This is a genomic window from Shouchella oshimensis, assembly GCF_004375095.1.
GTDB classification, from domain to species: domain Bacteria; phylum Bacillota; class Bacilli; order Bacillales; family Bacillaceae_D; genus Shouchella; species Shouchella oshimensis.
Genome location: NZ_SNUX01000004.1, coordinates 590472 through 611524 on the forward strand (window position 1 = coordinate 590472; position 21053 = coordinate 611524).

Consider the following 21053-nt stretch of genomic DNA (forward strand, 5'->3'; position numbering starts at 1 on the left):
TACGTATACATGATCAAAATCAAAAAAGCAGCCCTAATGGCTGCTCTCCATCCCTATCATGGTAACATTTACCTCTCAGTCTTTTAGATCATTGCTCCTGTTAGTAGGTTCTTGTTTGGAGATAGTCAAGTTCATCACAACTATAACTACAAGAACAGGGTTCTAACAAGTAAGCAACCACAAGAAAGTATCCTAAGCGTCTATTTTTACATCAAAAAAAGACTGGAGCCTTTTACAAGGTGCAGTCTTTGATAAATTAAATACTTCTATAATTTATTGAATATTAGTGACCAGCCACAGGTTGTACATATATTTCAATGTCACCATCTGCTACTGGTTGATTCGTTGCTGACAATAAAGCAATAGATCCCACCATCATCAAAGCTATTAGAAATTTCTTCAATCCAAACCAACTCCTAACGTTAACGATTTTTGTTTGGCACTGCAGGAATGTACAGGTACATTGTGAGCTTTAAATCATTTTGTTTTAGTAACCACCAACTGGTTGGGTATGTGTATCAATTTCTCCATCAACTAAAGCTTGGCTTGCTGTGGGAGATACAACAATTATTCCTATCACAGTCATTGCTATCAACCATTTCTTCAATCCAAACCAACTCCTAACGTTAGCGTTTTTTGTTTCACACGATAGGCACGCTTCATAAAATTAAGCGCTCTTTCCACATCATGCTGTTCATGAAAAATAACTGATAACTCTAAAGAGAGCTCTTCACATGTATATAACATATTCTGTTCTTCTAATAAGGTTAAATCTTTTTCAATGCCCTCATAATCTATTTCTAAAAATAATTTCTTCAAAATACTGCATTTTATTAAAAACTCTTCGTTATTATGCTTTTTCAAATCACGGATCGCTCTTTCAAGCTCTTTTTTCGCTTCTTCCTTAATTCCTAACATAAAGAGAGCTCTAGCTAAACAGTAACGAGCTTGTGCCGTCACAGAATAATCTTGAAAATCGTTAGACAAGGTGTTTTGCTCAAGAAATTTTTTAGCACTATTATAATCTTTTTCTCGATATGCGTTAATTCCCATTGTGAAGATAACCAGATGCTTTGAATAGGGAAATCCTTCACTCAATAAAAGATTCTCATCAAGAATTTCTTTTGCCTCTTCATGCATATCTGATATTGAATAAATACCTGCTAAGATGTTAGTCGAGAAAATAATTCGCTCTGTATAGCCTAATCGCTTAAACGTCACAATGGCTTCTTCTAAGTATGAGCAGGCGTAAGCATTGTGATTTATTCTCATTAGTGCCATGCCCATGAAATATTGAAATTCAGCCTCTTCTGCCTCATCTTTCACATATTCGAGCAATCGCTCGGCTTTACGAAATAAGCGAATGGCAGAACGATAGCGATGGTGCATAAACTCATGTTGACCGCTTACAAAATAGTACATATACCTTAACAGATGGTCAAGTGATTCACTTACTGCTGGAGATACACGTTCAATCATCTCATCTCCAGCTTTTTCATCAGTCGTTTGATCTCTCATCATCGTATACCGGTACTCTACAAGCGAATAATAAGCCAAAATGCTGTCACTAGGCTCCATCCTTTTTAGCATCTGCTTAATTTCCTCATGTAATAGAATGGCTTCATCCGTTGATCGTGCAATAATGCAACTATACCATTCTACAATTTTGGCACCGACTTCCTCTGATGGTATCGTTATTTGCATCCTACCACCTCCTTTTTGTTATTATGGTTCTATTTTACTGGTAAAATAGAACAAATGTAAGATAAGTTAGATATTTCCCAATATACATTTTGTTAATTTTTGTAACTATTTATGTTATCTGGTCTTCTACTTTTTCCATTCGTCATGTTTCTACAGAATTCCTGTTTTTCTATACATTTGTATCTGATAGAAGATTGGCTCACAAAATGTGGTGAAGAATGTTTCAGTCAATTTTAAGAAATACCCAATCATGATCATCGTCTTATGTTCGTACTCGTCGCGCTAAACTGCCGGCACTCCTTTATCACTCCTCCATTTTACTTTTACCTCTTCATTATTTGTTTTTCTTTTTTTATAGTTTTTGCTGTTGTCTTTATTCTCTACGAAATTTTAATTCATTTTCTTGAAACTTCTTCCCCTACTGGAGGCGTATATAAAGTAGACTTAGGTAAAGGAGGAATTTATATGGAGCTCACAACGATTTACTTCACAATCCTTCTAGTTAGTGGTGGGTTGACCGTTTTATATGTCTTGTTGTCAGATATATTGGATGGCATTTTTGACATTTTTGATGGCTGGCTCTCACCGACGTTAATCCTTTCTACACTTGCTTTCTTTGGGGCTTCTGCTTACATATTGGAGCGATTTTCACCGTTTGATAGCCTTGTAGCCGGTCTTATTGCTGCTGCAATCGCGTTAGGTTTGGCGACATTATTTAATTTGTTTATTTTGACGCCTTTGCAGCATACAGAAGAGTCTGTTGCTTATAGTGATGAAGACTTGGAAGGAAAGCAGGGCGAGGTAATTTTGACGGTTCCAGCAGATGGTTTCGGAGAGGTTGTCATTCGTAGCGACAGCGGAACCATTGCGAAAACAGCAGCCTGTCTGGATAATCAAGTTATTCCATCAGGTACTGAAGTTGTCATTGTCAAGATGGAGAATGGGATTGCCTATGTCACAATGTTGGCACTCGATGATCTTTAATTTTTAAGGGGGATTTGTTTTGGGTATGGAAATTATCATTATTGTTGGAATTGTCGTTGTCATTCTAGCTGTACTTGTAGGGGTATTTGTTACAAGATACCGTACGGCAGGACCAGATGAAGCACTTATTGTAACAGGAAGTTATTTAGGTGGTAAAAATGTAAACATGGACGATGCAGGTAACCGTATCAAAATCGTTCGTGGTGGCGGTACGTTTGTAATGCCGGTTTTTCAACAAGCAAAGCCATTGTCATTACTATCAAGTAAATTGGATGTCCAAACACCAGAAGTGTACACAGAGCAAGGCGTTCCAGTTATTGCCGATGGTACAGCCATTATTAAAATCGGTGGTTCCATTGGTGAAATCGCGACAGCAGCAGAGCAATTTTTAGGAAAATCAAGAGAAGATCGGGAACAAGAAGCGAAAGAAGTGCTAGAAGGTCACCTTCGTTCGATTCTCGGTTCTATGACAGTAGAAGAGATTTACAAAAACCGTGAGCGCTTTTCTCAAGAGGTACAAAAAGTGGCTTCACAAGATTTAGCAAAAATGGGTCTTGTCATTGTTTCCTTTACTATTAAAGATTTACGAGATACGAATGGATACTTAGAATCTCTTGGTAAGCCAAGAATTGCGCAAGTAAAACGTGACGCAGATATTGCCACAGCTGAAGCGGAAAAAGAAACGCGTATTCGTCAAGCGGATGCGAACACGCAAGCGAAACGTTCTGAAATTGAGCGGGCTACAGAAATTGCTGAATCTGAAAAGAATAATCAGTTAAAGGTAGCGGCTTATCGTAGTGAGCAAGAGCAAGCGAAAGCCCAAGCTGACCAAGCGTACCACTTACAAGAAGCACGCTCGAAACAAGAAGTAACTGAACAACAAATGCAAATTCAAATTATTGAGCGTCAAAAGCAAATTGAATTAGAAGAAAAAGAAATTGCGCGTCGTGAGCGTCAATATGATGCAGAAGTGAAAAAGAAAGCCGATGCGGACCGTTATTCTGTTGAACAATCAGCGGAAGCAGAGAAAAGTAGACACTTCGCAGAAGCCGATGCAGATAAATACCGGGTGGAAGCGATGGCAAAAGCGGAAGCGGAGAAAGTTCGTGTTGATGGTCTTGCTGAAGCCGAAGCGGTTCGTGCCCGCGGGGAATCAGAAGCGGATGTTATTCGTCTGAAAGGTCTTGCTGAAGCGGAAGCAAAAGAAAAGATTGCCGAAGCATTCGAGAAATATGGCGAAGCAGCCAAGCTCAGCATGATTATCGACATGCTACCTGAGTACGCAAGAGAAGTTTCTTCTCCATTATCTAATATTGATAAAATTACCGTTGTGGATACTGGATCTGGTGAAAATGGTGGTGCGAATCGTGTCACTGGTTACGCAACAGATCTCATGGCTGGCTTGCAAGAATCATTAAAGGCATCTAGCGGCATTGATATTAAAGAGCTTGTTGAAAATATATCGAAAAAATAATAATGATGAAAACCGCCTCTCCTAACAGACAGGCGGTTTCTTTCTTTTATAGTCCAGATAGACCAAGGGCTTCAAGCATTTTTTTCGGAACATCGGTGTTGTCCATTGTGCCGTTGAATGATGCTGCTCCTGCCCCATAAGCGAAAAGTGGTACATCTATACCAGTGTGATCGTAGGAAGACCAACCCAAGCCTGTCTTCTCGCTGATCGCCCCGTTAATGGCAAGCTTTAACGATTCCGCTTCTTTTAAGTCATCCATTTCTTCTTCCGTCCATTCAAATGCTGTTTTCTCTTTAAGAACGTCCTCTAGATTAGCGTAATCGTGGGTAACTGCTTCAGCCATATCCTTACCTAATGCATGGACTTGGTTTAACATCGTTGGGTGTGCTTCTTCAGAGGCATGAACAGCCATTCCACCTGTATCGTGGTCGCCTACCATGACAACTAACGTATCTTCATGGGTGTCTGCATAGTCTACCGCTATCTTTACGGCTTCTTCAAAGGCTTCTGTATCCGTCATCGCATAGAGAGGATCGTTGTCGTGACCAGCCCAGTCAATTTGGCTGCCTTCCACCATTAAGAAGAATCCCTCTTCATCTTTTGATAAGAAATCAATGGCTGTGTTCGTCATCTCCGCTAGGCTTGGCTCGTCCGTTCGTTGGTTAAGAGACGGCTCTAATGCTTCCTCTGCAAATAATCCGAGTACTTTATCACCTTCGCCCTCCCATTGCATAAGCTGTCTTCGGGTTTCTAAGTATGTATAGCCACTTTCCTCTGCATAGGTCACTAAGTTTCGATCATCGTCACGAATACCCCCTTCGCTCTCCGGTAAAAATTCGGTTCTCCCCCCACCGAATAGTAAATCAACGTTTTCGTTTTCCATCATTTGTTTCGCAATCTCTGTGTAGCTTCCTCGAGATTCTACTTTTGCTGCAAAGGCAGCGGGGGTCGCATGGGTAATCGTTGATGTTGCTACTAGACCTGTACGTTTTCCATTTTCCTTTGCTATATCGAGAATGGTCGGGAATGACTCGCCATTTGGCCCTAACCCAATCACACCATTATCTGTTTTATGACCTGTCGCTAAAGCTGTTCCTGCTGCAGCAGAATCTGTAATGGCCGCATTATTAGACCCCGTTTTTACCATAGCAGCAAACATCTCTTTTTCTTCCCATATCGGAAGAGCATCTTCTTTATAGAACCTGTAGCTACTTGCATAACTTTGGGAGAAACCATCGGGTATTAAGAAAATGACATTTTTGGCGGGTCCGTGACTTGGTATACTTCCATCGTCACTGGCAGAAACACCTGTTGTTGTAGCGATTAACCCGATTGTCATTGCGCCAACTAAACCATATGTAATGAACTGTTTTTTCATTTATCATCCACCCCTTGTCCAATTTTATTTCCTACACTTTTACCTTATAGGAAAATTGTAAAGCGCACATTATGCTCCGATGAAGGTTTATAAACAAAATGTAAACGGCGCAAAAAGCCCACTGATGTGATCAGTGGACTGTGACCTACTTCTCTTTATTTAACCCTAATTTCGCTAATTGATCTGCTAGTGCAGAGTTTGCAAAATCGTCTTGCTTGTTTTGTTTCTTCATATAATTATTTACTTCACGCTTCGAAACATTTTTGTTTTTACTTTGTTTACGGCGTTCCTCAAATTGAGCTTTCTTTTCTCGATGGCCACACACACAAGCGAAAACTTGAGCGTCTCCCTGCCCACGAAGTTCCAATTTCTTTTTACATTTTGGACAGCGTGCATTTGTCGTCATCGCAATATTTTTACGGTAGCCGCATTCACGATCTTGGCACACACGCATTTTGCCTTTCTTCCCGTTCACTTCAAGCAAGAATTTACCACACTCTGGGCACTTTTCCCCTGTTTTATTATCATGACGGAATTTCGTTGTGTCGGCTTTTACTTGTCCAACAACGGAGTGAGCATATTTCTTCATATCGGCAATAAACGCACTTTTCTGCTCTTTCCCTTGCACAATTTTCTCAAGACGTTGCTCCCATTCAGCAGTTAGCGCTGGCGATTTGAGCTCTTCTGGTACAAGATCAAGTAGCTGCTTCCCTTTTGACGTCACATAAAGGTCTTTGCCTTTTTTCTCAATTAAGAAGCTAGAAAAGAGCTTCTCAATGATGTCTGCTCGGGTTGCTACCGTACCAATTCCACCAGCTTCCGCAAGGGTTTTAGAGATTGTTGCGTCTTTTTCTTCCATAAATTGAGCTGGCTTTTCCATTGCCGTCAACAAGGTTGCTTCATTAAAACGTGCAGGTGGCGTTGTTTCACCTCGCTTTAAATCTGTATGGTTAACCGACAACTTCTCTCCTTCAGTTAATTTAGGAAGCTTGCTTTCTTTTGCTTGATCTTCGTCTTCATTTTGACGCCAGCCAAGAGAAATCATACGCTCTCCTTTTGTACGGAGTGTTTCGTTTGCAATCTCTGCTTCTACAACCGTTTGCTCTGATTCACTTGCCGGGAAAAAGTTTGCTAAAAAGCGTCGCACAATCAAGTAATAAAGCTTCGTTTCTTTATCATTCATAGCGCTTATTGGTGGTGCTTGTTCGGTTGGAATTAACGCGTGATGATCCGATACTTTCGCGTCGTTAACCATTTGTTTTTTCGCATGATGTGTGCCTAGCTTTGATGCTTCAAGCACTGTTTTGCGGAATGGCTGCACATCAATGGCTTTTAAACGGTCTTTGAATGTATCAACAAGATCAGAAGAAAGAAAGCGCGAATCGGTTCTTGGATACGTGACTGCTTTATGCTGTTCGTACAGCTTCTGTAAAGCACCGAGAGTTTCTTTTGCCGAGTAACCGTAACGTTTATTCGCTTCACGCTGCAACTCTGTTAAATCGTAGAGGTGAGGTGCAGGGGTAAATTTTTTCTTCGCTTTCACGCTTGTAATAGCGACGGCTTTTCCTTTTATCTTCTCTTTCAAGGCTTTCGCTTCTGCTTCATCGAAAATCCGCTCATCACCAGATTTCTGATTATACCAGCGGAACATTGCACCACCATCTACACTTACTTGCAGCGTGTGATAAGGCACCGGCTTAAAGGATTGAATAGCTTTTTCTCGTGCCGCCAGAATCGCAAGGGTTGGCGTCTGAACGCGACCACAAGAGAGCTGTGCATTATGCTTTGTTGTGAGTGCGCGTGTACCGTTAATGCCTACATACCAGTCGGCTTCTGCTCGGGCTTCTGCTGCGGCAAACAAGTTCTCATACTGGCGACCATCTTTCAGCTTCTTAAAACCGTCTTTTATCGCTTTATCTGTAACAGATGAAATCCATAATCGTTTAATTGGCTTTTTCACATGGGCTTTTGCAAGAATCCAACGAGCTACAAGCTCCCCTTCTCTTCCTGCATCGGTTGCGATAATCACTTCACCAACATCTTGACGATTCAATACTTTTTTCACCGTATGGAATTGCTTAGAGGTTTGTTTAATGACAACGAGATCAAGGCGCTTCGGTAGCATCGGTAGCTCCTCTAATCGCCACGTTTTATACTGCTCTCCATAATGCTCAGGATCAGCATGCGTGACAAGATGCCCTAATCCCCACGTCACAATAACATCTTTGCCTTCAAAAAATCCGTTTCCTTTTTGGTTTGCGCCTAGAACGCGGGCAATGTCGCGACCAACAGACGGTTTTTCTGCTAAAATTGCTTTTTTCTTCATCTAATCATCCTTTTTTATTTACGTACTTGTATCATTAAGACCTTTAAATAACTTCCTTTTGGATAGGCACGGGTTGTTGCAAAGTCTGCTGGTACCCGGTGCTCTTCTATCACCTCATAGTGGACCCCCGTCGCTTCAAATGCCTCATCTACAAAGCGCTTAAATTGCTTCGTTGTAACATTTGCAGCATTGGTAGAAGCGATAATAACACCGTCTTTACTTACTAACGGAATGGCTTCTTCTAAAAGCTTCGAATAGTCTTTTGCTGCACGGAACGTTATCTTCTTAGACCGTGCAAAGCTCGGTGGGTCTAACACGATTAAGTCATATTCTAGCTCTTTCTTTTTCGCATAAGAAAAGTAGCGAAACGCATCCATTACAACGATTCGCTGTTCTTTTGGATCGAGTCCATTAACCGCAAATTGTTCTTCTGTTTTTTCCCTACTGCGGTTGGCTAGATCAACACTTGTTGTTTCACTTGCGCCTCCCATTGCGGCTGCAACTGAAAACGCACCAGTGTAGGAAAAAAGATTTAATACACGTTTTCCAACAGCATACTGATCCATAATTCGTTTACGCACGAGACGTTGATCTAAAAAGATTCCAGTCATTGGACCATCATTCAAGTAAGTAGCATATGTGATTCCATTCTCTTTAATAAGAAGCGGAAACTCGCCTCGCTTTCCTTCCACGTAATCATCTTCACCTGTATAAGACCCATCTTCTGCGAATCGCTTCTTTTCATATATGCCTTCATAAGACACTAGCTTCCTAACGCTGTCTAACACCCATTCTCGAAACGTATAAATACCCTCACTATACCAAGTAATGACAATGTAACCAGCATAATAATCGATTTGTAATCCACCTATTCCATCACCTTCACTATTAAATAAACGAAAAGCTGTCGTATCTTCTGACCGAAAATAAGCCTGACGTTTTTCAATAGCCTCTGTCAGCTTCCCCTTAAAAAAAGCAAGATCGATTGGCTCTTGTTGATCTGTTGATAGAACCCAACCGTTTCCTACATTCTGCTTGCCGACATACGCTTTGGCAATAAAACGATTGGAATGATCCTCTATGGTTAAAAGTGTCCCTTCTTGCAGGTCCTCTGTAGAAAACCAGTCTTTTTCAAGAAGTGGATAGCCGTTCTTTAGTTGTTTAGAAACCTTCTCATTCACTACTTGTTTGCTTTCCGTACGATTGTGCATGCTTTCACCTCAACAGTAGTATAGCATATCGTTTTTTCAACAGTGAAATGAGCTATGGTCCCGTTGATTCACGGGGAGAATAGATGAAATCTCTATCTATTTATTTATAAAAAGCGCATAATAAAAAAAAGTCCCTTAGGAGTGATGACATGTTTAAATTGATCTGTACAATAAATGGAATAACGAAAACTCTTAAGGTCGACAATAGTGAAGAGGATGCCATTTTCAACGATTTATTCGAGGCCGAACTGTATGCAGAACAATTAAATAAAGATCGTTCCTACTCATGTCATTGGATACCTGAACCACTTTCAACCCAACAATTGTGAAGAACCTTTGACTTTTGCTTTTAACGAGCTGAAAATGTACGCTTCCCCCACATATTGTATAGAAAGATTGCTATACTAGAGAGGGAAGGTGGGATAAGAATGTTTAAATGGGTTAGCTATATTGAAGGAATATCTTTACTATTATTACTTTTTCTTGCGATGCCACTTAAGTATATCTGGAACATTCCAGAGTTTGTTAGTGTGATTGGAATGGCCCATGGTGTACTCTTTATTATGTACATGCTTTTCGTTGCAAATTTCTTCTTTAGTAAACAGTGGAATTTAAAAACATCGGTCTTTGCTACGATTGCATCAATCGTACCATTCGGACCATTTATTTTAGAAAAACGGATCATTAATCAGAACGAACGCCCTCCAGCTGTTTAATAGGCTTGGGGGTTTTTTCATGAATAAAGCAGCTAGTACATCTTTTATTGATAAAATTTTTTGATTCTTATGACCTATTTATTGGATGTTTCATTCAAAATTGTCCAGGGTACTTAAGTACACAGGAGGCGATATCAATGAAACCTGTATACAGAGAATTTTATAACGATGAAGAAGTCGTGAATGTAGTGAAGGCATTAAAGCAAAAGAACATCATGGAAGACGATATTTACGTTATCACCCACGATGATGATCGTACAGATCGTGTGGCTGATAATGCAGACGCTAATACGATTACAGCATCCGAAACAGGTCTTGGTACATCCATAAAGAACACGTTCCGCAGTAAAGGGGACGAGCTTCGTTCTAAGTTTGAGGAGTTAGGATTCTCCGAGCCTGAAGCAGAACAGCTCGAAGAAGAACTAGACCAAGGAAAAATCATAGTCGCTGTTACCAATCAAAATGAAAGCTTCACATTTTAATCATCTTACAAACAGCCGCCCTCTTCACTAGAGATGCGGCTGTTTTCGTGTTTTAATAGAGAGAGGAGAGGAGGGTTACGCTACATGAGTGATCTCATAAAGAAGCAATTTTTGCAATGGTTTGTGAATCATCATTATTTAAAGAATCGTAGTGCACGAGCGCTTCTTGTTCACATTCAGTCGTCACCGCATTTGTTAGCCAAGTTACGGTTTACAGAAACAATTGATCCAAAAAGACGAACACTCATTGTTGCGAGTACCCAGTCGGATGAAGTTGGATTTCTATACGTGAATCAAGGAAAAAAGACCGAGGATGTAGCAAAAGCACTTGATGACATAATGACCCACCCCTCAAACCCTATTTACCTGATTGTTCATTTTTATGGACGAGACATTCATCACACGTATCGCCAGCTCGTTGAGACACCTGTTCATAAATCCTACCGTCAATACAAACAAAATCAAAAAGACGAACAAGAAACAAACGCTTTTCTTCAGTATATCGACACCGAGAATGAAAGATCTCGTTTACGAGCGGCTATTGACAAAGCCCTTGATGATCGTAACCATGATGAATTCGCCAGGCTTTCTAAAGAGTTGCGCCAGCTTCAAGAAAAGCTAGCCCAATAAAAAAGAAAAAGCTCACGTTACGCATGAGCTTTTTCATCGTTTTTCTTCTTATTTGGCCGAATCCATTTCGCCACCAACCCATGTGTAGGCGAGAAAAGGAAACTAAGCAGAAACACAACACCAGTCATCATTGCCATCGACCCCGAAATCGAACTGTCGATCCAATACGCTACATAATAGCCACTGATTGCTGAAAGAGCACCAAACGATGCACTTAGCATAATCATCACGGACAGTCGTTCCGTCCATAAATAGGCTGAAGCGGCTGGCGTTACTAACATCGCTACGACCATAATGGCTCCAACAGCGTCGAATGAGGCAACCGTTGTAATGGAGACTAACCCCATAAACAAATAATGCAGAAATAACACAGGCAATCCAAGGCTTAACGCAAGTCCCGCATCAAAGGCTAATAGCTTCCATTCTTTATAGAGAAGGAGAATAAATCCAAGTACAATGACAAAGACAACAACTAACATCAATGTAGCTACTGGTATCTCCAAACCAAAAAGATTCGTTGTATTAAAAGGAATAAACGCAATTTCCCCCATTAAAGTGTGTTGAACGTCTAAATGAACATTTCCGACTGAAGTAGAAATTAAAATAACCCCAATCGCGAACAGTGAAGTGAAGACGACTCCAATGGACGCATCATGCTGTACCCCTTTTGAATGAAACCATTGTACAAGGAATGTTGTTAATAAACCTGCAAGTGCAGCACCGATTAGCATATGAATGCCATCTAATCGTTGAGTAACGAGAAATGCAAGTACGATACCTAATAAAACCGTATGACTAATGGCATCAGCCATCATCGCCATTCGTCGTAAAATTAAATATGCACCTACAATTCCACAGGTCATACCAACTAACGCACCGGTAATAAGAATCCAGCCTTCATATGAAATCATTTATGGCCACCTTCTTTCAATACGCCAGGTGCTTCATTCTCACTAAGTGCTTGCCGTTGCTGAGCACGAAACTCCATTTTTTCTGCAATGAACCCTTTTTCTTTTCCAAAGAACAAAGAAAAAACAAAGAAGATAGACGCAGATAAAACGATAAACGGTCCAGTCGGCCAACCTGCACCTTGCGCACTTAGGAAAGTACCAATGGCACCAGACAATCCTCCGAATATCCCTGACAAGAGCAACATAATTTTAAACGATTGCGTCCAGTATCTTGCACTCACAGCCGGAATAATTAACAATGCCGCCATTAAGATGACCCCTACAGCTTGAATTCCGATAACAATAGTCGTCACAAGCCCAATCATATAAGCAATATCCATCCCTCTAGACGATAAACCAATGCCTCTTGCAAATTCAGGGTCGAATAAAAATAGCTTCCATTCTTTATACGCAAAAGTAATGAGAACAATAATCGCAGTTGCAAGGATCACCATTGTATACACATCTAAGCGCACCATGCTTGCCGCCTGACCAAAGATAAATGTGTCTAACCCACTTTGGCTTCCGCTACCAGACCGATTAACAAGTGTCAGTAGAACAATTCCTGCTCCAAAAAAGACAGAAAGAATAATCCCCATAGCTGTATCTTCTTTAATCCTAGACGAAGAACGGATTACGTAAATAAACCACGCGCCTAATAATGCACTAAGAGCAGCCCCTAAAATAAGGATAAAGAAATTTTTCTCATTAATGATCATAAACGCAATCACAACACCAGGGAGAGCGGCGTGAGAGAGCGCGTCACTCATCAGGCTCTGTCGTTTCCAATATGCAAGGGTACCAAACATTCCGGCCGCTATTCCTAAGAATGTCGCACTTAGGAGCACCCACTGGAAGTTAATCGACGCTAGAATCGCCATCGACAAGCGCCTCCTCTTTTATGATGTGCACAGCTCCCCCATACGCTTTCGTAATGTTGCTTGCCGTGAAGATTTCTTCTGTTTTACCATGTGCAATAATGGTTTTGTTTAGAAACAGTACGTGGTCAAAATAATCCTTAACTGTCTGCAAATCATGATGCACAACAAGAACCGTTTTTCCATCTGCTCGTAATTGCTTTAAAATGGTCATGATCGCTCTCTCTGTTGCAGCATCGACCCCGGCAAATGGCTCATCCATAAAATAAAGGTCTGCATCCTGCACAAGTGCACGTGCTAGAAAAACACGCTGTTGTTGCCCACCAGAAAGCTGGCTAATCTGTCTTTTTGCATAATCTTCCATACCAACTTTTCTTAAAGCGTCCATTGCTTTTTCTTTATGTTTCTTTTTCGGCCACTTCAGCCAACCGATACGGCGGTAAAGTCCCATTAACACAACATCGAGCGCATTTGTTGGAAAATCCCAATCTACTGAGCCTCTTTGCGGTACATAGCCTACGCGAGATTTTTGTCTTTTCAATGAAGAATCGAAAAAATATACTTGGCCACTTAAAGGTGGGTGCAGGTTAAGCAATGTTTTAATTAACGTTGACTTACCTGCACCGTTTGGTCCAACAATCCCTGTCAATGAACCTTTTTCTACAGTAAAGCTTACATTTTTCAAGACTGTATTTCTGCGATAGGCTGCACTGATGTTTTCGACATGCAGTACGCTCATGGTCATTCATCTCCTTGTTCTGCCTTACACGTCATCGAAGTTATTCGGAGGCTGTTAATGCTGAGTAAATCGTATCAACATTATGTCGATACATTCCAATGTACGTTCCTTCTTCTGTACCTGCATCACCCATAGCGTCTGAATACAGCTCGCCGCCTAATTCAATGGAATGCCCGGCTTGATTAGCGCCTTCAATGACTGCTTGAATCGTTGAATCGTTCACACTACTTTCAACAAAGACAGCCGGAACTTCTTTTTCTACAATCGTATTAATTGTTGACTGGATATCTGATATACCTGCCTCAGACTCTGTACTTAAACCTTGTATGCCCATTACGTCTATATTGTTCATTTCACCAAAATATTGAAATGCATCATGTGCCGTTACTAAAATACGCTGTTCTTCTGGAATTTGTGCTAACGTATCTACAGCATACATGTGTAATTCTTCTAATTCAGCAAAATAGGCTTGTTTATTTTCTTCTATTTCATCTGCGTGATCAGGAAGTAATACTTTTAATTCCTCAACTGCAGCATCTAATGCTTGTTCCCATAATACTACATCAAACCAGATATGTGGATCATCCATACCTGCATCTTCTTCATCCTCTAACAGACTTCCTGCATCTACTTTTTCACCAATTGCATGGGCGTTTGTCTCTACACTATTAAATACATCTGAAAGCTGGGCCTCTAAATGTAATCCGTTGTAAAAGATAATATCCGCCTGTTGAAATAAACGAATATCTCCTTGAGATGCCTCGTAAATATGGGGATCCACTCCTGGACCCATTAACGTCTCGACGTTTGCAAAGTCACCAGCGATAACAGATAGAGGCTCCCCAATTTGAGCAATCGTTGCTACAACGTCAATTGATCCATCTGTTGACTCTCCTCCACCAGTTTCATTCCCGCTATCATTACAGGCAGAGAGTAACACGGCTGCAGAGACAGCTGTCAATCCGAGAGTATGCTTTTTCATGTTTTGTTCCTCCTTCATCCACTCATTATCTTTATTTGTATGCATCAAACAGGATTTATTTCCTGTCCACAATAAAGTTTCTCTAATGCAACTTTAATTCCCTTGTCCAATATTGTCAAGAATTTTTCCTCGTTCCTTTTTTCGTCCCACTACCCTCTCTTAGCTTTTCGATTCTCTCTTACATTTATGTAAAAAAAACGTCACGCTGATCAATGAGCGTGACGTTTTCTTTCGTTTACATACCATTTTCATTTGGCTTCTCTCGCGTTCCTTCTTTTCTCGGCAATGTGACCCATCGATGAATGGCTGCAGCAACACCGTCATTTGCGTTTGTAGCTGTTATCCAGTCAGCTTTACGCTTAACAAGGTCTTGGGCATTTCCCATCGCAACCCCTATTCCAGCTTCTTGTATCATGGCAATATCATTCAAGCTGTCTCCAACAGCCATCACATGCTTCATATCAATGTCCAGCTCATCACAAACCATTTTTATCGCATTTGCTTTATTAATTCCGATTGCATTAACTTCAATGTTTGTGGGACTCGAATTTGTAATTTCTGTAAGACCATGTTCTGTTAGCTCAGCAATAATGTCTTTACGCACTTGATCGTCAGTCGTATCGAAACCAAATTTCAACCAATTGTAATTATGACGATCTTCGGGCAAATCTCCACGAAAAAGTCCATTAGAGGAAGCTGCCCATACATGAGCGCCATATCGTTCTCTTAATTCATAAACATGATCCACAGCATCTTCGTGTAAGTGGGTTGCGTGTATTAACACACCGTCTTTATTATAAATTTCTCCACCATTTGCAGTGACTAAAAATGTCTGTAAACCTAATGACTGAGCGTAACTTCCGCACGTTGCCCGCGTTCGTCCAGTCGCAATCATAACAGGAACATTTAATTCTCGCGCTTCCATAATGGCTTCTCGATTCCCAGCAGATATCTCATGATTTTCGTTTAATAATGTACCGTCCATATCAAGAGCAATTAACTTAATGACTGGTCTTTCTACCGTTGACATGATACCTGACCCCTTCCAGAATGCACTCTTTCCTTTCTTAGTGTACTACAAAATGAAATGTCGTGTCATGAATATTCAGCTTGCATTCCTATCGTTGCCAATCAACAGATGAAAAAAGGAGGGGGCTATCCCCATCCCTTTTACTAGCTTAATTGACTGTATTCTTGCCAAAAAGCCAAAATCGTTTCGAGTCCCTTGTCAAAATTTTCTAGATGGAAATGTTCATTAGGCGCGTGGAAGTTTTCACTTGGCAGGCCAAAGCCCATTAGCACAATCGGAACATGAAGCTGAGCATCAAATGTTTCCACAACTGGAATCGATCCTCCCATACGTGTATAAGCAACTTCTGTTTTATACACCTTTTCATACGCTCGTGCAGCCGCCGCAAAGGCAGGATCTGTCACAGGAGCCGCAAATGGTTTACCAGTGTCATGACGATGTGTAGTGACCGTCACTCCTTTTGGTGTATGGGCATTAATGTGTTTCTCGATTTTGTTTAAAATATCATCTGGGTCTTGTCCTGGGACGAGGCGGCAAGAAATCTTTGCTGTAGCTTCCGCTGGAATGACTGTTTTGACGCCTTCTCCTTGAAAGCCTCCGAATACACCATTTAGCTCAAGAGTAGGACGAATCCACGTCCGCTCACGGGATGTATATCCTTCTTCACCTACAAGTGCGGATACACCGGTCTCTGACTTCATACTGTCATCGCCGCTTCCGAGAGCCGCTAAACTCTCTTTCTCTTCATCAGCTAGCGCTTCAATGCCATCATAAAAGCCCGAAATCGCAATCTCACCAGCCTCATTTCGAAAACTAGCTAAAAGCTCAACTAATGCGTGAAGGGAATTAGGAACGGCTCCCCCATATAAACCGGAATGCAAGTCCCCTTTTGCGCCTCTTACTGTAAGCTCCATTGCAGCTAACCCTCTTAAGCCAGTACAGATAGCAGGTCGTCCAGCTTCTAGCATCGGTGTGTCTGAAATGACTAGTACATCTGCTGCCAATCGCTCTTTTTCTTTCTCGACAAACGCATCTAAATTAGGCGAACCGATTTCCTCTTCACCTTCAATAAGAAATTTGATATTAAACGGTAGCGCCCCTTCTGATTTGAGCATCGCTTCAACTGCTTTTATATGCATAAAGGTTTGACCTTTATCGTCACTCGCTCCTCTTGCATAAAGCTTGTTTTCTCGAATCGTTGGTTCGAATGGGTCTGTTTCCCATAAATGAACCGGATCTACAGGCTGCACGTCATAATGACCATACACTAAAATGGTTTTCGCATCGTTTCCTGCCTTTAACCACTCTCCATAGACAACTGGATGTTTAGCAGTTGGGATAATCTCTACTTTTTCTAACCCAGCATGAAGCAATTGCCCCTCTAACCAGCTTGCCGCTTCCGCAACATCTTGTTTATGTTCAGACAGGGAACTAATGCTTTTAATTTTCAAAAACTCATTTAATTCATTTAACATTGCCTCTCGATGAGCTTGTACATAATCAACCGCTTTACTTGTCAACTTCATCACTCCAAATTATTCTTTTTTTGATTGTATCATAGTCTCCTATTCATCACGACTCATGGTACACTTAATAGAAAAAAGGGAGGGAATCATGTGGTCATTCAGACATTGGACGCTCGTCATTTTGATGAGGCGTTCGCATTAAGCTGTTATGCCTTTCAAGCAAAACCTACTAGTGAACAAACAGAAACCGCTCGAACACACTGGTCTCATCATAATGCTACGCATTTTGCTTTAATGGATGATAACCAGCTTGCATCGAAACTAACGTTACTGTCTTTATCTATTCAGTTATTTGGAAGAACTGTACCCATGGGTGGGATTGCTAGCGTTGCCTCTTATCCTGAAGCGAGACGCCAAGGCGGTGTTCGAAAGCTGCTTCACCATAGCTTAGAAACTATGAAAGAAAAAGGACAAGTCCTTTCTTATTTGGCCCCCTTTTCAGTATCCTTTTATCGGAAATTCGGCTGGGAGATATTATGTGATGAAGTGACTTATACCCTTGAAAAAAATCAACTCCCCCGTCCTCTAGCAACGCTTGAAGGTACTTTAACCCGTGTCCCCTATCAAGATAACCGCATAAAAGATGTCTATACTAACTGTTTACGTCACGGGATGTTAGAACGAGATGACGAGTGGTGGGGGAGAAAACAAGAAGAAAACAAAGAGTACCACACAGTGCTTTACGAAGATGCTGAAGGTACTCCAAAGGCGTATATGGTTTATCGCTTTTCTGAATCAAAATGGACCACTCAAGAAATGATCTATTACGATCAATCTGCCTTAAAAGCATTGTTACACTTTGTTGGGCAACATGATTCTATGCTAGATGAAGCAACCATAACGGTTCCTGGTTCTAGTGCGCTTCATTACTTCTTACCAGATCCACTCACAAAAGCGACAACAAAACCCTATTTCATGGCGCGAATTGTTGATTTTCAAGCCTTTGTCGAGACTCATCCTTTTCTTGCAGATGGACAGTTTACAATCCGTATTCAAGATGACTTCGCAACGTGGAACAATACTATATTTGCCCTGTCAATTAAAGACGGGCATGCCCAATGCGTTCCAACAACGGATCCACCTTCTCTTTTTATGACGATTCAGACGGCTTCCAGCTTATTCATGGGTTATAAGCGTCCAACTTTTTATAAGCACGCAGACCTTGTGACTGGAAACGAAGAAGCAATTGACCAGTTTTTAAGAACACTCCCTGATCAAGAGCCTACGCTACATGACTTTTTCTAACATAAAGAGGCTGGGACATAACGAAAAGTAGTATTTGAAAAGACGAATAGTCTAAAATATGCTGAGTAGCACCGCTACAGGAGAATCCTTCGCTTTCCGGGGACACGGCCTCAGCCTCCTCCGTGGAAAACCGCCACTTCAGAGTCTTCAGACACGTGCCGATCCCCTAGGAGTCTTCGGGTTCTCCTTCCGCTCATTTTCATATAAAACAAACGACGAACGTTCCTATTTTCAGGAATGTTCGTCATTTTGGACTGTCTATCTACTTTTGTCCCAGCTCTTTGTTTATACTTTTTAATTCACTCGTTTCTTCAAAACGTGAACAACATTTTCTTGTTGTTCGCCTTTTAAAGTAATGTCCCGAAGGTACGTGTGAGGTTCTTCTCCATCGACTGGTTCAAGCTTTAACGTAATATGAGGTTCATTCTTTTCCTCTGCTTCTACTTTATACTCATCAAATTCAGCTGCAATGGCTTCAAACGTCGTATTGTTTTCTTCGTCGCTGGCTTCCCCACCAACCCAAATTTCCTTTGGTTGGGTTAATTCCTCATCTTTGTACACGAGTACTAGTTTATTCATTGTCTACGTACCTCTTTTCAAAAGGATATAGGGTACCATTCCTTTTTCAGCGAATCCTTAAACGTCTTACCTTCGTTAGCTGATCTAGTCGTTCCATTCGAACTTCGCAATCATTTCTTCTAATTCATCTGCTAGTTGTGCAAGATTCGTTGTTGAACTTAAAATTTCTTCCATAGATGCAAGTTGTTCCTCAGTCGAAGCCGATACATTTTGAATACTGGCAGATGTCGTTTCACTTGCTGTTGCGATTTGCTCATACGACAGCATAAATTGCTCGGTTTGATTGGCCATTGCCTTTACTTCATCTGTCACACGCTGGATTTTTTCGGTGACGTCATTCATATGATTTTGAATGAAAGCGAAGGATTGGCCCGTTTCTTCAATGATCGTAACCCCTTTTTTTACCTCTCCTTCCCCTACATTCATTTCTTTCACAACGACTTTCGTTTCGTTCTGAACAGTATTAATTTGCTCTTGTACGGTTTTTGCAGCATTATTTGATTGCTCTGCAAGCTTTCGTACTTCGTCAGCAACGACAGCAAACCCACGTCCATGTTCTCCAGCTCTAGCAGCTTCAATAGAAGCATTGAGTGCTAGTAGATTCGTTTGTTCCGCTATATCGGAAATCATTTGACTGACTTGATTAATTGTTGCTGCCTGCTTTTCTAGGCTCTCCACCGTTGTGGCAATAGAAGATACTTTATGTTGAATCGCATTCATTTGTTGAACACTGCTTTTAATCCCTTGTTGACCAGTTTGTACAGCAACTACAGCATTTTTTATTGCTTTTGTTACTTGTTGCGTCGACTGCTGCACATCCATAATTCCACTAGAAACCGTTGTCGCAGCTGCTTTACCTTGATCCATACTCGTCGTTTGTTCATCTACACTGCCAGATACTTCTTGAATGGCTAATGTAATTTGTTCAGTTGCCTGCATATTTTGCTCGGTACTTGCCTGTAATTGTTCAGATGACGCAGCTAAATAGGTGGATTTATCTCGAATCCCTCTAATCGTTTGAATGAGAGATTGTCGCATGTCTTCAAATGAATCAGCTAACTGACCGACTTCATCTTTAAAAGTAGATTTTACATTGTATGTTGAACTTAAATTCCCTTGACTGATAACCGTTGCAACGTTCGACAGTCCTGAAATAGGGCGTACAATCGCCCGAACAATAGCAAAAATAATAACGGATCCAATCAGTAATGTGACGATAATTACGATTAACATCGAGTAAAGAATAGGTTGAACGAGTTGACTCACTTCATTTGGTAACATCGCTCCAGCAAGCACCCAATTCGTTGGTAAAACAGTATCATATGTGATTTGTCGTGGATCTTCACCATCTACTTGAAACTCAAACTGTCCTGATTCTCCACCCTCTACAAACTGGGCACTGAGGGTTGCTGGGACGTACTCTCCAGAATTTAAAACAGGATGATAGACTACTCTCGAAAGATGGTCGACTAAAAACAAATAGCCTGTGCTTCCAATCGAAGCATCTGCTACATAGGATAGAATTGGGTTAAAATCGACTCGCATGGCTAAAACGTTACCCCGATCGCTTGTTAAGGATGCAAAGAGAATATCAGTCTCGTCCTCGTTCGAAAAGATTGGTTCACTAACCGCTACATCCGTTTGTCTTCCAAAAAGATCTCGTAACCAAGTGAATTCTATTACACCATACTGATCAGAAAGTTCTTCTGTACCTGCTACTGATTCAATTGAACCGTCCGCTTGATAAACCGTTCCCTCACCCTTATTGTTGACAATGTATACTTCACGTAGACGATTATCTTCTCCAAATAAAACGTCCAATTGATCAGCTATGTCATCAGATGAAGCATTTGCATCAATAGTATCGCCGGTAAAAGCAGCTAATTCGGTTTGCAACCCCATGTATTGTTGCAATGATGCATGAACATTGGCTGTCATTTGCTCTGCTTGAGCATTCATTGTACTCTCCACATTTTCCCTTGTTGATAAATAAGAAAATACCCCAATGACTAAACTTGGTACGACAAGCATTAAACCAAAAGCCAGCATTAATTTCCATTTTAAGCTTACCTTTTTTTGTTTCATCCATTTTCACCTCAATCTTCTACTTTTTATTTCGGCTCGTTTATTGCTTTTCTAAAGGCTCTAGATTGAGATTTGAAGAATTGTGCGAAAAAAGTTATCATTTTACCTAAACAGAAAATGAAAGGGTGACTTTT

At 41.0% G+C, this 21053-nt stretch carries 19 protein-coding genes; 7 read left to right on the forward strand and 12 right to left on the reverse strand.

Annotated features, from left to right (window positions below):
- Positions 1–603: 603 nt before the first annotated feature.
- Positions 604–1704 (reverse strand): response regulator aspartate phosphatase, encoded by a 1101-nt coding sequence (locus E2L03_RS18480; RefSeq protein ID WP_134260043.1) that lies wholly within the window; start codon positions 1702–1704, stop codon positions 604–606.
- A 465-nt stretch (positions 1705–2169) separates the two neighbouring features.
- Here E2L03_RS18480 and E2L03_RS18485 point away from each other — a divergent pair, with 465 nt between their 5' ends.
- Both E2L03_RS18485 and floT read left to right on the forward strand, forming a co-directional pair.
- Positions 2170–2688, forward strand: a complete 519-nt coding sequence (locus tag E2L03_RS18485) for an NfeD family membrane protein (protein WP_134260045.1) — start codon at positions 2170–2172, stop codon at positions 2686–2688.
- 19 nt (positions 2689–2707) lie between these two features.
- On the forward strand, positions 2708–4162 hold the full coding sequence (floT, locus tag E2L03_RS18490; protein WP_038484289.1) for a flotillin lipid rafts scaffold protein FloT: 1455 nt from the start codon (positions 2708–2710) through the stop codon (positions 4160–4162).
- Positions 4163–4208: 46 nt separating this feature from the next.
- Here the strand turns inward: floT and E2L03_RS18495 are convergent, their stop codons facing one another.
- The 3 genes from E2L03_RS18495 to E2L03_RS18505 form a co-directional block, all read right to left on the reverse strand.
- Positions 4209–5540, reverse strand: a complete 1332-nt coding sequence (locus E2L03_RS18495; protein ID WP_134260047.1) for an alkaline phosphatase — start codon at positions 5538–5540, stop codon at positions 4209–4211.
- Positions 5541–5685: 145 nt separating this feature from the next.
- Positions 5686–7866 carry a DNA topoisomerase III gene (locus E2L03_RS18500; protein ID WP_134260049.1) on the reverse strand — a complete coding sequence of 727 codons (2181 nt, stop codon included), beginning with the start codon at positions 7864–7866 and terminating at the stop codon, positions 5686–5688.
- Between the two features lie 14 nt (positions 7867–7880).
- Positions 7881–9077: a class I SAM-dependent rRNA methyltransferase gene (locus tag E2L03_RS18505; RefSeq protein WP_124742848.1), complete on the reverse strand. Its 1197-nt coding sequence runs from the start codon at positions 9075–9077 to the stop codon at positions 7881–7883.
- A gap of 149 nt (positions 9078–9226) precedes the next feature.
- On the opposite strand from E2L03_RS18505, the gene E2L03_RS18510 reads away from it, so the two are divergent.
- The 4 genes from E2L03_RS18510 to E2L03_RS18525 all read left to right on the forward strand — a co-directional run bounded on the left by E2L03_RS18510 (position 9227) and on the right by E2L03_RS18525 (position 10905).
- The gene (locus tag E2L03_RS18510) at positions 9227–9406 is read left to right on the forward strand and encodes a hypothetical protein (protein WP_055736452.1); all 180 of its coding nucleotides are present in this window, start codon (positions 9227–9229) and stop codon (positions 9404–9406) included.
- 99 nt (positions 9407–9505) lie between these two features.
- Entirely contained in the window at positions 9506–9793 is a 288-nt protein-coding gene (locus E2L03_RS18515) for a DUF3817 domain-containing protein (protein WP_038484299.1), read from the forward strand.
- A 137-nt stretch (positions 9794–9930) separates the two neighbouring features.
- Complete coding sequence (locus tag E2L03_RS18520) at positions 9931–10275, forward strand: YflT domain-containing protein (protein ID WP_038484302.1); 345 nt, start codon at positions 9931–9933, stop codon at positions 10273–10275.
- An 84-nt stretch (positions 10276–10359) separates the two neighbouring features.
- On the forward strand, positions 10360–10905 hold the full coding sequence (locus E2L03_RS18525) for a YpiB family protein (protein WP_166740372.1): 546 nt from the start codon (positions 10360–10362) through the stop codon (positions 10903–10905).
- 17 nt (positions 10906–10922) lie between these two features.
- Here E2L03_RS18525 and E2L03_RS18530 read toward each other — a convergent pair whose 3' ends face one another.
- The 6 genes from E2L03_RS18530 to E2L03_RS18555 all read right to left on the reverse strand — a co-directional run bounded on the left by E2L03_RS18530 (position 10923) and on the right by E2L03_RS18555 (position 17004).
- On the reverse strand, positions 10923–11813 hold the full coding sequence (locus E2L03_RS18530; protein WP_038486323.1) for a metal ABC transporter permease: 891 nt from the start codon (positions 11811–11813) through the stop codon (positions 10923–10925).
- Complete coding sequence (locus tag E2L03_RS18535) at positions 11813–12736, reverse strand: metal ABC transporter permease (protein WP_038484307.1); 924 nt, start codon at positions 12734–12736, stop codon at positions 11813–11815. Before E2L03_RS18535 ends, E2L03_RS18530 begins: the two co-directional genes overlap by 1 nt.
- Positions 12714–13472 carry a metal ABC transporter ATP-binding protein gene (locus E2L03_RS18540; protein WP_095150993.1) on the reverse strand — a complete coding sequence of 253 codons (759 nt, stop codon included), beginning with the start codon at positions 13470–13472 and terminating at the stop codon, positions 12714–12716. Before E2L03_RS18540 ends, E2L03_RS18535 begins: the two co-directional genes overlap by 23 nt.
- 40 nt (positions 13473–13512) lie before the next feature.
- Positions 13513–14454, reverse strand: a complete 942-nt coding sequence (locus E2L03_RS18545; protein WP_095150994.1) for a metal ABC transporter solute-binding protein, Zn/Mn family — start codon at positions 14452–14454, stop codon at positions 13513–13515.
- A gap of 235 nt (positions 14455–14689) precedes the next feature.
- The gene (locus tag E2L03_RS18550; protein ID WP_055736455.1) at positions 14690–15484 is read right to left on the reverse strand and encodes a Cof-type HAD-IIB family hydrolase; all 795 of its coding nucleotides are present in this window, start codon (positions 15482–15484) and stop codon (positions 14690–14692) included.
- A 143-nt stretch (positions 15485–15627) separates the two neighbouring features.
- On the reverse strand, positions 15628–17004 hold the full coding sequence (locus E2L03_RS18555; RefSeq protein WP_124742851.1) for a dipeptidase: 1377 nt from the start codon (positions 17002–17004) through the stop codon (positions 15628–15630).
- Positions 17005–17100: 96 nt separating this feature from the next.
- Between E2L03_RS18555 and E2L03_RS18560 the strand changes: the two genes are divergently transcribed.
- Positions 17101–18255, forward strand: a complete 1155-nt coding sequence (locus E2L03_RS18560) for a GNAT family N-acetyltransferase (RefSeq protein WP_166740373.1) — start codon at positions 17101–17103, stop codon at positions 18253–18255.
- Positions 18256–18549: 294 nt separating this feature from the next.
- Here E2L03_RS18560 and E2L03_RS18565 read toward each other — a convergent pair whose 3' ends face one another.
- Positions 18550–18834: a hypothetical protein gene (locus tag E2L03_RS18565; protein ID WP_124742852.1), complete on the reverse strand. Its 285-nt coding sequence runs from the start codon at positions 18832–18834 to the stop codon at positions 18550–18552.
- 84 nt (positions 18835–18918) lie between these two features.
- Positions 18919–20919 (reverse strand): methyl-accepting chemotaxis protein, encoded by a 2001-nt coding sequence (locus tag E2L03_RS18570; RefSeq protein ID WP_038484327.1) that lies wholly within the window; start codon positions 20917–20919, stop codon positions 18919–18921.
- Positions 20920–21053 lie beyond the last annotated feature (134 nt).

Coding starts and splice junctions, on each gene's coding strand:
- E2L03_RS18480 (WP_134260043.1), bottom strand. CDS start 1,704: ATGCAAATAACGATACCATCAGAGGAAGTCGGTGCCAAAATTGTAGAA.
- E2L03_RS18485 (WP_134260045.1), top strand. CDS start 2,170: ATGGAGCTCACAACGATTTACTTCACAATCCTTCTAGTTAGTGGTGGG.
- E2L03_RS18495 (WP_134260047.1), bottom strand. CDS start 5,540: ATGAAAAAACAGTTCATTACATATGGTTTAGTTGGCGCAATGACAATC.
- E2L03_RS18500 (WP_134260049.1), bottom strand. CDS start 7,866: ATGAAGAAAAAAGCAATTTTAGCAGAAAAACCGTCTGTTGGTCGCGAC.
- E2L03_RS18505 (WP_124742848.1), bottom strand. CDS start 9,077: ATGCACAATCGTACGGAAAGCAAACAAGTAGTGAATGAGAAGGTTTCT.
- E2L03_RS18510 (WP_055736452.1), top strand. CDS start 9,227: ATGTTTAAATTGATCTGTACAATAAATGGAATAACGAAAACTCTTAAG.
- E2L03_RS18515 (WP_038484299.1), top strand. CDS start 9,506: ATGTTTAAATGGGTTAGCTATATTGAAGGAATATCTTTACTATTATTA.
- E2L03_RS18520 (WP_038484302.1), top strand. CDS start 9,931: ATGAAACCTGTATACAGAGAATTTTATAACGATGAAGAAGTCGTGAAT.
- E2L03_RS18525 (WP_166740372.1), top strand. CDS start 10,360: ATGAGTGATCTCATAAAGAAGCAATTTTTGCAATGGTTTGTGAATCAT.
- E2L03_RS18535 (WP_038484307.1), bottom strand. CDS start 12,736: ATGGCGATTCTAGCGTCGATTAACTTCCAGTGGGTGCTCCTAAGTGCG.
- E2L03_RS18540 (WP_095150993.1), bottom strand. CDS start 13,472: ATGAGCGTACTGCATGTCGAAAACATCAGTGCAGCCTATCGCAGAAAT.
- E2L03_RS18545 (WP_095150994.1), bottom strand. CDS start 14,454: ATGAAAAAGCATACTCTCGGATTGACAGCTGTCTCTGCAGCCGTGTTA.
- E2L03_RS18550 (WP_055736455.1), bottom strand. CDS start 15,484: ATGTCAACGGTAGAAAGACCAGTCATTAAGTTAATTGCTCTTGATATG.
- E2L03_RS18565 (WP_124742852.1), bottom strand. CDS start 18,834: ATGAATAAACTAGTACTCGTGTACAAAGATGAGGAATTAACCCAACCA.
- E2L03_RS18570 (WP_038484327.1), bottom strand. CDS start 20,919: ATGAAACAAAAAAAGGTAAGCTTAAAATGGAAATTAATGCTGGCTTTT.